Annotated in this window: 15 protein-coding genes and 1 pseudogene; 8 read left to right on the top strand and 8 right to left on the bottom strand. The window is 46.8% G+C overall.

Annotated features, from left to right (window positions below):
- The first annotated feature begins 28 nt into the window (after positions 1-28).
- From ACFPVS_RS10810 to ACFPVS_RS10805, 3 genes are all read left to right on the top strand, one after another.
- Positions 29-1,606 (top strand): YdgA family protein, encoded by a 1,578-nt coding sequence (locus tag ACFPVS_RS10810; RefSeq protein WP_378595753.1) that lies wholly within the window; start codon positions 29-31, stop codon positions 1,604-1,606.
- A 270-nt stretch (positions 1,607-1,876) separates the two neighbouring features.
- A complete protein-coding gene (locus ACFPVS_RS13765; RefSeq protein ID WP_198345247.1) occupies positions 1,877-2,254 on the top strand; it encodes an alpha-amylase family glycosyl hydrolase in 378 nt (125 codons plus the stop codon).
- On the top strand, positions 2,255-3,316 hold the full coding sequence (locus ACFPVS_RS10805) for an alpha-amylase (protein ID WP_198345384.1): 1,062 nt from the start codon (positions 2,255-2,257) through the stop codon (positions 3,314-3,316). It begins immediately after the preceding gene.
- A gap of 249 nt (positions 3,317-3,565) precedes the next feature.
- Here the strand turns inward: ACFPVS_RS10805 and kdsA are convergent, their stop codons facing one another.
- From kdsA to hda, 5 genes are all read right to left on the bottom strand, one after another.
- Positions 3,566-4,408 carry a 3-deoxy-8-phosphooctulonate synthase gene (kdsA, locus tag ACFPVS_RS10800; protein ID WP_096295354.1) on the bottom strand — a complete coding sequence of 281 codons (843 nt, stop codon included), beginning with the start codon at positions 4,406-4,408 and terminating at the stop codon, positions 3,566-3,568.
- Between the two features lie 113 nt (positions 4,409-4,521).
- A complete protein-coding gene (gene panD, locus ACFPVS_RS10795; RefSeq protein WP_096295355.1) occupies positions 4,522-4,905 on the bottom strand; it encodes an aspartate 1-decarboxylase in 384 nt (127 codons plus the stop codon).
- 92 nt (positions 4,906-4,997) lie between these two features.
- Positions 4,998-5,321 (bottom strand): divalent-cation tolerance protein CutA, encoded by a 324-nt coding sequence (gene cutA, locus ACFPVS_RS10790; protein WP_096295356.1) that lies wholly within the window; start codon positions 5,319-5,321, stop codon positions 4,998-5,000.
- A 12-nt stretch (positions 5,322-5,333) separates the two neighbouring features.
- Positions 5,334-6,002, bottom strand: coding sequence for a histidinol-phosphatase (locus ACFPVS_RS10785; RefSeq protein WP_096295357.1), 669 nt, complete (start codon positions 6,000-6,002; stop codon positions 5,334-5,336).
- The gene (gene hda / locus ACFPVS_RS10780) at positions 5,999-6,667 is read right to left on the bottom strand and encodes a DnaA regulatory inactivator Hda (protein ID WP_096295358.1); all 669 of its coding nucleotides are present in this window, start codon (positions 6,665-6,667) and stop codon (positions 5,999-6,001) included. The genes ACFPVS_RS10785 and hda overlap by 4 nt, the downstream gene beginning before the upstream one ends.
- A 190-nt stretch (positions 6,668-6,857) precedes the next feature.
- Here hda and ACFPVS_RS10775 point away from each other — a divergent pair, with 190 nt between their 5' ends.
- The gene (locus ACFPVS_RS10775) at positions 6,858-7,442 is read left to right on the top strand and encodes a YqaA family protein (protein ID WP_096295359.1); all 585 of its coding nucleotides are present in this window, start codon (positions 6,858-6,860) and stop codon (positions 7,440-7,442) included.
- Between the two features lie 573 nt (positions 7,443-8,015).
- Here the strand turns inward: ACFPVS_RS10775 and ACFPVS_RS10770 are convergent.
- A complete protein-coding gene (locus tag ACFPVS_RS10770; protein ID WP_096295360.1) occupies positions 8,016-9,536 on the bottom strand; it encodes an acetyl-CoA hydrolase/transferase family protein in 1,521 nt (506 codons plus the stop codon).
- 366 nt (positions 9,537-9,902) lie between these two features.
- Here ACFPVS_RS10770 and ACFPVS_RS10765 point away from each other — a divergent pair, with 366 nt between their 5' ends.
- The gene (locus tag ACFPVS_RS10765; protein WP_096295361.1) at positions 9,903-10,187 is read left to right on the top strand and encodes a hypothetical protein; all 285 of its coding nucleotides are present in this window, start codon (positions 9,903-9,905) and stop codon (positions 10,185-10,187) included.
- 54 nt (positions 10,188-10,241) lie between these two features.
- Here the strand turns inward: ACFPVS_RS10765 and grcA are convergent, their stop codons facing one another.
- Positions 10,242-10,631, bottom strand: a complete 390-nt coding sequence (gene grcA / locus ACFPVS_RS10760; protein WP_096295362.1) for an autonomous glycyl radical cofactor GrcA — start codon at positions 10,629-10,631, stop codon at positions 10,242-10,244.
- A gap of 213 nt (positions 10,632-10,844) precedes the next feature.
- Between grcA and earP the strand changes: the two genes are divergently transcribed.
- Positions 10,845-12,011, top strand: a complete 1,167-nt coding sequence (gene earP / locus ACFPVS_RS10755; protein WP_096295363.1) for an elongation factor P maturation arginine rhamnosyltransferase EarP — start codon at positions 10,845-10,847, stop codon at positions 12,009-12,011.
- Positions 12,012-12,051: 40 nt separating this feature from the next.
- Positions 12,052-12,612: an elongation factor P gene (efp, locus tag ACFPVS_RS10750; protein ID WP_095502041.1), complete on the top strand. Its 561-nt coding sequence runs from the start codon at positions 12,052-12,054 to the stop codon at positions 12,610-12,612.
- Between the two features lie 135 nt (positions 12,613-12,747).
- On the opposite strand, the gene rpe is transcribed toward efp, so the two are convergent.
- Positions 12,748-13,425: a ribulose-phosphate 3-epimerase gene (gene rpe, locus ACFPVS_RS10745; RefSeq protein WP_096295364.1), complete on the bottom strand. Its 678-nt coding sequence runs from the start codon at positions 13,423-13,425 to the stop codon at positions 12,748-12,750.
- Between the two features lie 168 nt (positions 13,426-13,593).
- On the opposite strand from rpe, the pseudogene ACFPVS_RS10740 reads away from it, so the two are divergent.
- Positions 13,594-13,665: pseudogene (locus tag ACFPVS_RS10740) on the top strand (IS1595 family transposase); the annotation flags it as partial.

Genomic DNA, 13,665 nt, shown 5'->3' with positions numbered 1-13,665 from the left:
AAATCTGTCGAACTGATTGTTTGAAGCAATGAAAAAGTTTCTTATCCCGACCGCTGCGCTTATTACCGCTGCAGCACTCGGCACACCTTACTATCTGGGCATTCAAGCCGAAAAAAGCCTGACTTCGCAGCAAAAATTACTGCAAGAATCGGGCTTTCTGACCATTGAGTCACACGACTACGACCGCGGCTGGTTTACATCCACCGAAACCACCGTCATCCGCTTGAAACCGACCTTGCTGAAAAATACGCAAAAATACCTGCCTGACAATCTGAAAACCGTGTTAAAAGAGCCGATTACCGTGGTCAACCATGTGACCCACGGTCCTTTTGCCGGTGGCTTCGGCACGCGCGCGAAAGTAAAAACCGAATTTCAATACCATCCTGAAGCAGCTAAAGTATTGGCTCGTTTCTTCGGCGACCAAACACCGGTCAGCATGACCAACACCGTTTATTTCAACGGCAACGGCGTGATGAAACTCAGCATTCCGGCATTCGATTACGAAGAATTGTCCGGCATTAAGCTGACATGGCAAGGCTTAAGCGGCCAAACCGATTATCAAAACGACTTCATCGGCTATTCACACGACTACGCCGCGCCTTCACTACAAGTCAAATTGGCCGACAAAGGCGATATTTCCCTGGAAAATTTGCATTTCAAATCGGAAACTTCAGACGGCCTCAACAAACTTTCTTTAGGCAAAAGCAGCATCACGCTGGATAAATTCCTGCTGCAATGGAAAGAAGGCATTGATTACAATGTCAAATTAAACGAACTGGTGAATTTGGTGACCAATCTGCAAATCGGCGCGTTTATCAATCCGACCGGCACGATTACACCTTCCACCATTGAAGTGACGAAGTTGAAATTTGAGACCCAAACCAACGAAGTCGATAAATTTATCAATAGCGAAGGCCGCTTCCAATTCGACACCCTGACCTACGGCAAAGACCGCTACGGCCCGCTCGACATCAATGTCGCCGCAGAGCATCTGGATGCACAAGGTTTGTTAGCGCTCAAAACCAAATTTGCGCAAATTGCCGATACGGAAATGAGCGAAGAGCAGATTCAAAACGAATTGATTCAGACGGCCAAGACCGATGCTTCAGGTTTGTTCACCCAAAACCCGGTGCTAAACGTGAAGGCATTTAAATTCACCATGCCGCAAGGCAATGTCGATGCTTCCGGTACATTGGCCTTTAAAGGCTTGGTGCAGAAAGATTTGGATAATCTGGCGGATATGCTCAAGAAAACCGAAGCCGATTTCAATATCCAAGTGCCGCAAAAATTGTTGGAGCAAATGGCCATCAACCAAGCGCGCAGCATTTTCAGCGTGAATCCTGAAGACGAAGCTGCCGGACGCACTACCATTGACGACATCAACGAAACCTTGCGCCTGATGGTCGACAGCACCATCCAAAGCATGGCGCGCGACCAATACCTGACCTTGCAAGATAATCTTGTGAAAACACATCTCAATCTGCAAAACAGCGAGCTGAAGCTTAACGGTAAAGTATTGGAAATCGAACCGGAAGCGGCATTCGACGAAAGCGATATGCTGCGCGATGAGGCCTTTGAAGATAGAGCGGCATCAACTGCACCATAACCCTTTTTTGACTGTCTAAAAAGCCGTCTGAAACATTTCAGACGGCTTTTTGCATCATTTGATTTTTACCGATTATTTGCAAAAATCAATACATTAATCAGCAATATTCACTTTCAGTATCCTTACTGATTAAACTCAGCCAACTACAAAAAAATAAGTTTGGCAGTTCACCGAGATTGGTACTACATTCAAAAAGTTGTCATCCAACATCAAAATCACTGTCCTAAACACAATAACAGAGAAATAAAATTCCTAATCAAAGGTTCGCTCATGAAAAATCAAACCATCATGCAATATTTCGAGTGGTATCTGCCCGATGACGGCCGACACTGGCAACGCCTGGCCGATATCGGCATCAGCAAAGTCTGGCTGCCGCCCGCCTGCAAAGCCACCGGCACCAACGATGTCGGCTACGGCATTTACGACCTTTACGACTTGGGCGAATTTGACCAAAAAGGTGCCGTCCGCACCAAATACGGCACCAAAGACGAATACCTTCACGCGATTTCAGCCTTAAAAGAAAAAGGTATTCGCCCAATTGCCGATGTGGTCTTGAATCACAAGGCCGGCGGCGATGAAAAAGAAGCGTTTACCGTATTGAAAATGAATCCCGGCAACCGCCAACAACCGATTTCCGAGCCTTACTAAATCGAAGGCCGGACGCATTTCACCTTTCCCGGGCGCAACAATACATACAGCGATTTCCAATGGCACTGGCAACATTTCAGCGGCACCGACTACGATGCCAAAAACGAAGAGACCGGAATCTTTATGATTCTGGGCGAAAATAAAGGCTGGGCAGATAACGAATCGGTCGATTCCGAGCATGGCAATTACGACTATTTAATGTTTACCGACATCGATTACAAACACCCCGATGTAGCTGCCCATGTGCGCGATTGGCTCAAATGGTTTGTCGATACCACCGGCGTTACCGGTTTGCGTTTGGATGCCATCAAACACATTGATCAAAACTTTATGCGCGAACTGATGCAACACGCCAAAACGCTTTACGGCGATGAATTTTATGTGTTCGGTGAATATTGGCACGGTGATTTCGACATTAAAGACGATTATCTCAACGGCACCGATTTTATCTTCGACTTGGTCGACGTTGGCTTGCACATGAATTTCTTCAATGCCGCTCAATCCGGTGAAGCCTATGATTTAACGAAGATTTTCCAAGGAAGCTTGGCCGAACATATCCCGATTTCGACCGTAACCTTTGTCGATAACCACGATACCCAACGAGGCCAGTCACTGCAATCCACCGTGGATGATTGGTTCAAACCAATCGCTTACGGCATTATCCTGCTGCGCGAACACGGCTTGCCGTGCGTGTTTTATGGCGATTATTACGGTATTGAAGGCGAATTCGGCCAAGAGTCTTTCCGCGAAGTTATCGACAAATTGCTTTATTTGCGGGGATATCACGCCTATGGCGAGCAAATCGATTATTTAGACGACCCCAACTGCATCGGCTGGACGCGCTTAGGCAATAAAGAATACCCCGACGGTCTAGCCGCCATCATCAGCAACAGCGGTGAAGCAGAAAAAAGAATGCACGTCGGTATTCTCAACGCAGGTAAAACCTTTGTTGATTATCTCGGCCATCACGATGCCGAAATCGAGATTGATGACGAAGGCTGGGCAATGTTCCCCGTACGTGGCGGCAGCTTGTCGGTATGGGCGGTCAAACAGATAGGATGATTAATCAGCTTTTTTTGATTTTAAACAGCTATAAATCAAAAGGCCGTCTGAAAAATTAACTTTCAGACGGCCTGAGACCTTTGCAAAACCTCATGAACCAATAAAAACCCAAACAGCCGTCATTAGCTTCGCAAGTCCGCTGCACTTCCCCCGCGCAGCGGACTTGCGAAGCTAATGACGTCGGTTCTTTGTGCAGTGGCTTTTCAGGGGGGGTTACAAAGGTCGCAGCCTTTTATTATCATGCCAATCTTAATCAATCACCAACGGCGGAAATGATTTCACCGTTTCATCAACCGCTTTCACACGCAGCAAGAAATCTTCCAATTTCGCCAACGGCAATGCGCTCGGACCATCGCAACGGGCTTGGTCGGGATTTTCGTGTGATTCCAAAAACAAACCGGCCAGGCGGGTAGCCATGCCGGCCAGAGCCAAATCGACCACTTGCGAGCGACGGCCACCGGAAGCGGCGGCACCGGAATCACGCGTTTGCAGCGAGTGGGTGACGTCGAAAATAATCGGAGTTTGTTCGCAGGTTTTCTTCATCACACCGAAACCGAGCATATCGACCACCAGATTATCGTAGCCGAAATTGCTGCCGCGTTCGCACAAAATCAATTGGTCGTTGCCGGCTTCTTTGAACTTTTCAATGATATTTTTCATCTGCGACGGGCTTAAAAATTGCGGCTTTTTGATGTTGATGACATTACCGGTTTGCGCCATCGCCACCACCAAATCGGTTTGACGCGCCAAAAATGCAGGTAATTGGATCACATCACACACTTGTGCCACAGGCGCGCATTGGTAAGGCTCATGCACATCAGTAATCACCGGCACATTAAATTCGCGCTTCACCGCTTCAAAAATCTTCAGGCCTTCGTCCAAGCCCACGCCGCGGAAGGAATGAATCGACGAGCGGTTGGCCTTGTCAAACGATGCTTTGAACACATACGGAATGCCCAATTTATCGGTCACTTTGACGTAATGCTCGCAAGCTTTGAGCGTGGAGCCCATGTCTTCCAAGACATTAATGCCGCCAAACAGGGTAAACGGCAAATCGTTGCCGACGTGGATTTGGTTGATTTGAACATTCATGGCTGAATCCTTTTACTAGGCCGTCTGAAGGCAACGGCGCTCGTCGCTATTTAAAAACTACTGAATATTGAAATGCCGTCTGAAAGTTTCACCGTTCAGACGGCCTGTGTGCATTACAACACCGTATGCGGCGGCTCATACGAAATCACATCGCGGATTTTATTGTGTTCGTCCACCAGCACTACTTTTGGCTCATGGTTGGCCACTTCCGGTTCAGACAGCAGCACATACGACATAATAATCACGATGTCGCCCTTTTGCACCAAGCGCGCCGCTGCGCCGTTCAAGCACACCACGCCGCTGCCGCGCTCGCCGGGAATGGTGTAGGTTTCAAGGCGCTCGCCATTGTTGTTGTTGACGATGGCGACTTTTTCGTTAACGCAAATACCGGCGGCATCCAGCAAATCTTGGTCAACGGTGATGCTGCCGACATAATTCAAATCGGCTTCGGTAACGGTGGCGCGGTGAATCTTGCCGCCGAGCATGGTACGGAACATGGGTTTCTTTTTCTTTCTCAATCAATTTTGGGTTTACAGCATTTCAGACGGCCTCAAGCGTTAACTCAGGCCGTCTGAAAAACAAACCGCTATTATAACCCCATTTGCGTCTTCATCCAGCGCAAATATGCCGATAAACCGCGCGATACCGGCTGCATCAAAATCTGTGGGCAATCGTAGCTGTGGTTGGCCATAATCAGCTTTTCCACCGCTTTATAATGACAACGCGAAGATTTAATCACCACGCGGATTTCCTCATCGCAACACACCTCGTCCTGCCACACATAATGGCTGCTGATGGCTTCATACTGCACGCAGGCAGCAATTTGGTTTTGCAGCAAAGCCATGCCTATTTTCTCGGCTTCTTCACGCGTGGCGGTTGTAGTGGTAATGATAACGGGTTTGAATGCGGGCATTTCAGACGGCCTTTATTTAAAATTCAACACCGGCCAGCCTTTTTCCTGCGCTTCGGCCAACAATTCGGCATCGGGATTTACCGCCACCGGCTCGTTCACATGACGCAGCAGCGGCAAGTCGTTTTTGGAATCACTGTAGAAATACACTTTGTCGTAGCTGTCTAAGGTTTCGCCACGCGCGGCCAGCCATTCGTTCAGGCGGGTGATTTTGCCCTCTTTCAGGCTCGGTGTGCCGTAGTAATTGCCGGTGTAGCGGCCGTCCGAACCGATTTCGAGCTGGGTGCCGATGACGTTTTCAATACCGAATGCGTGACAAATCGGGGTAATGATGAATTCGTTGGTTGATGAAATCACCAATAATTCGTCGCCGGCATTTTTGTGGCTGTCGACCAGCATACGCTGCATGGGTGTGATGTTCGGGGTAATGAATTCGGCCATAAATTCGCGATGCATCTCGGCCAATTGTTCCATGCTGTATTCTTTCAACGGGGCAAGGTGGAATTTCAGAAATTCATCGATATTCAGGCAACCGTTGCGGTAATCTTGGTAGAATTTTTCGTTTTGCGCTTCAGTGTATTCGACATCGACCAAGCCTTTTTTCATCAGGTATTGCGGCCACGTGTGGTCGGAATCGGTGTTGATTAAGGTGTTGTCGAGATCGAAGATGGCGAGGTTTTTCATTCTGTTTCCTGTTGTTTCAAAAGTTGGCGCAAAAGCGGTAAGGTAATACGTTTGCCCATCATGACGGCGTAGTGGTCAAGCGTGTCGAGCATTTGCACGAGGCTGTCCATATCCCGCCGCCAATGGTTTAAGAGATATTCAAAGATTTCGGTATCGATGGTGACTTGTCTTGCAGCGGCCATGCTGGCTAGGGCATCAATTTTTTCTTGGTCGGTTAAAGGTTTGACTTCGTAAACCAAGCAATAGGCCATGCGGGTACGCAAATCTTCGCGGATAACCAATTGTTGCGGGGTGTATTCGGAGCCGAGCAGCAGAAAGCCTTTACCGCTGTTGCGAAAGCGGTTGAAAACGGCAAACAGCAGGGCTTGTTCTTCATTATTGAGACGATCGACTTTGTCGATAGCCAAATAATCGGCGTCAAAGGCTTTTTCGGTAAGCGGATGAATAGTGGCATCGATATACACGGCATTTTTACCGGCTTCCAAGGCTTGGGCAATCCATGCTTGCAGCAAGTGGCTTTTGCCTGCCCCCTGCTCGCCCCAAACATAGATAAACTGGCCGTGTTTATGCCGCAAAACGTACACCAGCTCGGCATTTTCGGTACCGAGAAATTTATCGAAGCTGGGATAATCGTGCGCGGCAAAATCGAAAATGAGTTGGTTCACGGAAATATTTCGGCCTGTATGGGAATCGGGTTTATTTTACGTTGTTTTGGCGGCTTGTATCAAGGTTTCAGACGGCCTGCAAACTTAAGCAAAATTTTCTTGTCCAAGCCTGCATTTGGTTTAAAATGCTCGCTGTCTTTGGCGGTTGCTTTGTGCGTGGCCGCCGTTTTTCTTGTTTGAAAGCTCTAGAATGAAAATTTTTGAAACCGTTTACGATAAAACGCTGCAATGGTCGAAACACCGTTTTGCGCCGTTTTGGTTGAGTTTTGTCAGCTTTATCGAAGCCATTTTCTTCCCTGTACCTCCGGATGTAATGTTGATTCCGATGTCGATGGCCGAACCGAAAAAAGCTTTGCGTTTCGCGGTATACACCACACTGGCCTCGGTTTTAGGCGGCATAATCGGTTATGCCATTGGCTATTTCGCCTTTGATTGGATATCCGGCTATATTCAAAGCTGGGGTTTCCAGACTCAATTCGATCAGGCACAGCTTTGGTTTGAAACGTGGGGCGTGGTCGTGGTATTTTTGGCAGGTTTTTCACCGATTCCGTTTAAAGTGTTCACCATTTGCGCCGGCGTGATGAATATGGCGTTTTTACCGTTTGTATTATCAGCAGCGGTTTCCCGCTTTGCCCGCTTTTTCTTGGTCGCCAGATTATCGGCTTGGGGCGGGGAAAAATATGCCGATAAAATCCGCCATTATATCGAAATGCTGGGCTGGGCTACAGTAGCCTTGGCGGTAGTCGGCTATGCGGTATACAGCTTTACCCATTAATCAATCTATTAGGACAAGGCCGAGACCTTTGCCAAACTCCGCATCAAACTAACAGCCGAAACTACAAAGTACAGTTTCGACTGTTTTCATTGGTTTTAACCCGAAGCCTCTCTTTTGCCTTCTCGGATTGCCTAACAAACAGGCCGGGACCTTTGCAAAACCCTAGATTTGAATGCAGTTCAAAGCTGTAGCGGAACACTGGGGATGATTTCGCCGCAGATTGCTCCGCTTTTGCCTGCTTCGATGGCTTGGTGTTGTTTGACAGCGTTTTAGATGATGAAGGCATTAATAACGGCTGCTTGGGCATTCCCAGCTTTGAGGCCTCTTTCGGTAAGTTTGGGGGTTAATCAGCGTCATCAGTTGCACTTAAAGTGTCTTCTTACGCCAGCCGGTTGCGGAAACGGCAAAGTGTGCTGTGGTCGGGAATGACGGCTGTTTTGGTTTTTATTGATGGTTTATGAGGTTTTGCAAGGTCTCTACATTTATAACCTTTTGTAATCATGATCACAAATAGAAAAACAGCTTGACAACATCAAGCTGCTTTTTTTATTTTAAATGAAGATCTACTTAATCTTATTTAATACGCATATCGCCGGTTTCAACAAAACGTTGGTGCCATGACAAGGCTTCCATTAACAGATGTGGGGTGTGCAAGCCACCTGCTTTTTCGGCACGGTCATAGTAGTCACGCAACATATCGCGGTATTCAGGGTGCGCACAGTTATTGATAATTAATTGGGCGCGTTGCCGTGGTGACTTGCCGCGCAAATCCGCCATACCTTGCTCGGTTACGATAAACATTACATCGTGTTCGGTGTGGTCGTGGTGCGAAACCATCGGTACGATACATGAAATGGCACCATCTTTGGCCACAGACGGCGATACAAAGAATGAGAAGAAAGCATTACGGGTAAAATCGCCCGAACCGCCGATACCGTTCATCATTTTTGTACCCATCACATGGGTAGAGTTTACGTTGCCGTAAATATCGGCTTCAATCATGGCGTTCATACCAATCACACCTAAGCGGCGGATAACTTCTGGATTGTTGGTGTATTCCATCGGACGCAAAATTAATTTATCGCGCAGGAAATCAATATTGTCGTTAAAGCGTTGCAATGCATCCGGGCTGAACGACAAAGCAGTCGCTGATGCGTGTTGCATTTTTCCTGCCAAAATCAAGTCCAACATACCATCTTGCAATACTTCGGTATAGCCGGTCAATTCCTCAAACGGGGCATCCAGCAAGCCTGCCATTACGGCATTGGCGACGTTGCCCACGCCTGATTGTAATGGCAACAGGTTTTTCGGCAAGCGCCCTGCTTTTACTTCATGGCTGAAGAAATTGATGATTTGGGCAGCGATGGCTTTTGAATTTTCATCAGGGTCGGCAAATTTACTGTTACGGTCACCTGAATTGCTCAATACAATGGCAATGATTTTTTCTTCCGGGCATTCCAAATATGGTGAACCTACGCGGTCAAATGGGCCGGTAATGGCGATCGGTTTGCGGTGTGGCGGCACGCCGATATCGAATACTACGTCGTGCATGCCTTCTAATTTGGCATTTTGGGTAAAGTTTACTTCAATAATGACTTTTTCCGTCGCTTTCAAGGCTTCGTTGGCGTGACCGATACCCATCGCCGGAATCAGTTTGCCGTCTTTCGTAATGCCGGAAACTTCAATAATGGCCAAGTCAAAATCGCCATAGAAACCTTGGCGCATTTGTTGTTCAACGTGCGACAAGTGCATGTCTTGATAAGCAATATTACCGGCATTGATGCTGTTGCGCAGCGATGGATCCGATTGGAACGGATTGCGGAAATGCACGGCATTGGCAGCAGCCAATACGCCGTCACACTCAGGCGCAGTCGAAGCACCTGTAATCATACCGATGCTAAATGGGCGGCCAGCAGCGTGTTCGGCTTTGGCTTTTTCAGCAATAGCAGTCGGCAGAAGCTTCGGATAGCCTGCTCCGGTAAAGCCCGTGATGGCAACATTCATACCGTTTTGTACAAATTCGGCTGCTTGTTCGGCAGACATAATCTTGTTGCGTAAGCCTTCGTGGTGGATGCGTTCTTCTGCATTAATCATTTGCTTTCTCCTTTGATTTGGATCTTGAGTGTAGCCGCTGTTTTTTAAACTAAAAATTGACAATCTGTTTTTCAGACGGCCTTAAAAATAACATAACGCTACAAACTATATAACAAAGCTTTCAAAGTGTAAAGAATACTGTCCGAACCACTTAATGGAACGGTATTTTGGTGCTAACCTATGCGACAAGCATTCCCTAAATCCATTTAGACGGCGCTGATTTTTGCTAAATTTAATGGTGGCAATCACGAATCGGTTTTAAGACAGCCTATCATTTTTATACCATGAATGAGAAATGCTACTGGACGACTCTGCCGCTTGCGTGAATAATACGCCTTTATTGAAATAATGCGGTTTGATTGAATAATGAATAATTCCAAAGGTTTGCTTATTCGCTGGCTGATTGTCTGCCTGATTCCGCTCTTTACTATGCTGGCTTTTGCCTTAATTCCGCCGCCGGATCACACACAATATCTAATTAACGGCATCATTTTGACTTGCGAAGCGACATTTTTATTTAAATTCGTGATTTTTGACGTGATTAAGCATCATTTAAAAGGCGAATTTGAGTTAAAACGCAAAACCATGCTGCTGTTTATTCCAATTGTGCTGCTGATTGTTTATTTGGTACATTATTTCGGTGGATTGTAATGCAAAAGGCCGTCTGAAAAAGTTCAGACGGCCTTTGATACACCTTAAAGCAAATTACAGGCTGTTGGTGAATGTGCGGGTAATCACGTCGCGTTGTTGCTCAGGCGTTAAAGAATTAAAACGCACGGCATAACCGGAAACGCGGATAGTCAATTGCGGATATTTATCCGGATTGGCTACGGCATCTTCCAAGGTCTCGCGAGTCAAGACATTGACGTTCAAATGCTGGCCGCCTTCCACTTTAGGGCGCGCGCTCACATCCAGCGGAATTTCTTTGTAAGAAACTTCGCCCAAATCTGCCAAAGCCACCACGGCATCAGCTTGATAGCCGCTTCCTTCTTTTGCCACCAAACAACGGGCTTCGTTGGTACTGTCGTCCAGCAACCAGAATGAGTTCAACAATGCTTCGTTTTGCGCTTGTGTAATTTGGATACCTTTAATCATAGCTACCTTCTCTTTCATTAACGTAGAAAAAATCTTAATTAAGCCTTATTTTATACTCCATACCCGAAAAGAAATTGATATAAATCAAGTTACAAAACATTACAGCTTAACTATTTAAGCAATTGTCTTTAATCGGTAAATTATCAAAAATCTGATTTGTGCAGCCGCATAATATTTTACTCCATCCCCATTGTTGATTTGCGAATACAATTTATGAATAATGAAATAACCAAGCTGTCTGAAAAAAAAACCTGCTGGCTTTTTTGCAATGTCATCGACAATTTCGGCGACATCGGTGTATCTTGGCGTTTGGCGCAAGCGCTTTATCATGAGCTGGATTGGCAAGTGCATTTGTGGGTGGACGACGTAGCCGCCTTACAAGCAATTTGCCCTGATTTACCGGCTGTTCCCTGCACGTATCAAAACATCGCCGTACACCAATGGACGCTGCAATCGGCAAATGATACCCCCCTCCTGCCCCCACCCCACATCGTCATCGAAACCTTCGCCTGTGACCTGCCTGACAACGTTTTACACATCATTCTGCAACACCGGCCGCTTTGGCTCAACTGGGAATATTTGAGCGCGGAAGACAGCAACGAACGCCTACATTTACTGCCGTCGGTGCAAGCCAACGGTTTGAAGAAATTTTTCTGGTTTATGGGCTTTAGTGACCGGAGCGGCGGCCTAATACGCGAAGCCGATTTTTGCAAACGCATCGATTTCGAGACCGGCCTTTTCAGACAGCATTATGGCTTACCCAACAAAACTGCCGATGAATGGCTGTTGTTCGGCTATCACAACCCGGTTTGGGCAAAATGGCTAGAAATGTGGCAACAACACGACCAACCCATTACCCTGCTGTTGGCCGGTAATCAGATTATCGACAGCCTGAAAGCAGCGCAAGCCATTCCGCAAACCGCCTTACAACACGCCGGCGATACCTTTCAGACGGCCTGTGCGACACTGGTTAAAGTCCCTTTTGTACCGCAACAGGATTTCGACAAGCTGTTGCAACTTTCAGACGGCCTGATGATTCGCGGCGAAGACAGCTTCGTGCGCGCCCAATTAGCCGCCAAGCCGTTTTTCTGGCACATTTATCCGCAAAACGAAATGGTGCATCTAGATAAACTGCACGCGTTTTGGCAAAAAACCGCACCGTTTTATCCGCCCAATCTCATGGCCGCACACCAAGCCTTATCTGACGAACTCAACGGAGCGCATGAGTTATCGGCCGAACAGCGCCTCTTCGCTTGGCAAACGCTGACGGCACACCGGGAGCAATGGCAGCAAAGTGTCGCAGATTGGCAGAAATTCCTGTTTTCCCAACCAACCGCGCTGGAAAAACTAGCCAAATTTGTTTCAAATACGCTAAAATAGCGCGTTTATTTTGTAACTAAAATCTGATTGGAAACACACAATGAAAACAGCTCAAGAACTGCGCCCGGGTAACGTATTCATGGTCGGCAGCGACCCGATGGTGGTACAAAAAACCGAATACATCAAAGGCGGCCGCAGCTCAGCCAAAGTCAGCATGAAATTGAAAAACCTGCTGACCGGCGCTGCTTCCGAAACCATCGTTAAAGCCGACGACAAATTCGACGTCGTGGTATTGTCACGTAAAAACTGTACTTACAGCTACTTTGCCGACCCAATGTATGTCTTCATGGACGAAGAATTCAACCAATACGAAATCGAAGCTGAAAACATCGGCGACGCGTTGAAATTCATCGTGGACGGCATGGAAGACCAATGCGAAGTGACTTTCTACGAAGGCAACCCGATTTCTGTCGAATTGCCGACCATCATCGTGCGCGAAGTAGAATACACCGAGCCGGCGGTTAAAGGCGACACTTCAGGTAAAGTGATGAAAACTGCCCGCTTAGTTGGCGGCACCGAAATCCAAGTGATGGCTTACATCGAAACCGGCGACAAAGTCGAAATTGATACCCGCACCGGCGAATTCCGTAAACGTGCTTAATATCTGATTTGAAATAAAAAAGGCTGTCTGAAATTTCAGACGGCCTTTTTATTGTGTGCACTTTTATCAAACAAATATTTAACAATACCTAAAATATCAGGCGATTTAAAGTTTCAGACGGCCTATTTTTCTTCTTCAAACGCGCGACAATTCTTCACGCATTTGGCCAATCACCGCTTTATAATCTGGTTTACCAAAAATAGCCGAACCAGCCACAAAAGTATCTGCACCGGCAGCGGCAATTTCGGCAATATTGTCCACTTTTACGCCGCCATCCACTTCCAGCGCAATGTGTCGGCCGCTCTGCGCCTCATATTCGTCCAACATGGCACGCACTTGGCGGATTTTCACTAAGGTTTGCTGAATAAAGCTTTGTCCGCCAAAACCCGGATTCACAGACATCAACAATACCATGTCCAAGCGATCCAAAACATTCTCCAGCACACTTACGGAAGTGGCCGGATTCAGTACCAAGCCCGCTTGGCAGCTCAAATCGCAAATCAGGCTTAAACTGCGGTCAACGTGTTTACTCGCCTCAGGGTGAAAAGTAATTATACCGGCACCTGCTTTGGCAAAAGACTGAATCAAATCATCTACCGGCTCAACCATCAAATGCACATCAATCGGCACAGTGGCATAAGGTTTCAATGCCGAACAAATCATGGGGCCAAACGTGAGATTCGGCACGTAATGGTTATCCATCACGTCAAAATGAATCAAATCGGCACCGGCAGCAATCACATTACTGACTTCTTCGCCCAATCGGGCGAAATCAGCAGAAAGAATGCTTGGGGAAATGCGATAGTGGCTCATAAATGCTCCAAAATTTAAAATTGATGAGTATGGTTGATGATTTCCGTTTATTTTAACGAAAATCAGTATATTATGTATTTATTTAAAATATGAATAAATACATGCAACATTTCTAAAAAAAATAAGGGGCTGTACTAGATAACTAGGGAAATCTAATTTCAGGTTAGAATAATCCCTATGAGAAGAAGCCGTTTAAGTCAGTACAAGCAAAACAAACTGATTGAACTGTTTATTGCGGGT

The organism is Neisseria weixii (assembly GCF_042658245.1).
Lineage (GTDB): Bacteria > Pseudomonadota > Gammaproteobacteria > Burkholderiales > Neisseriaceae > Neisseria > Neisseria weixii.
The sequence above is the reverse complement of the archived record's forward strand: the minus strand, read 5'-3'. Positions and strand labels throughout refer to the sequence as shown.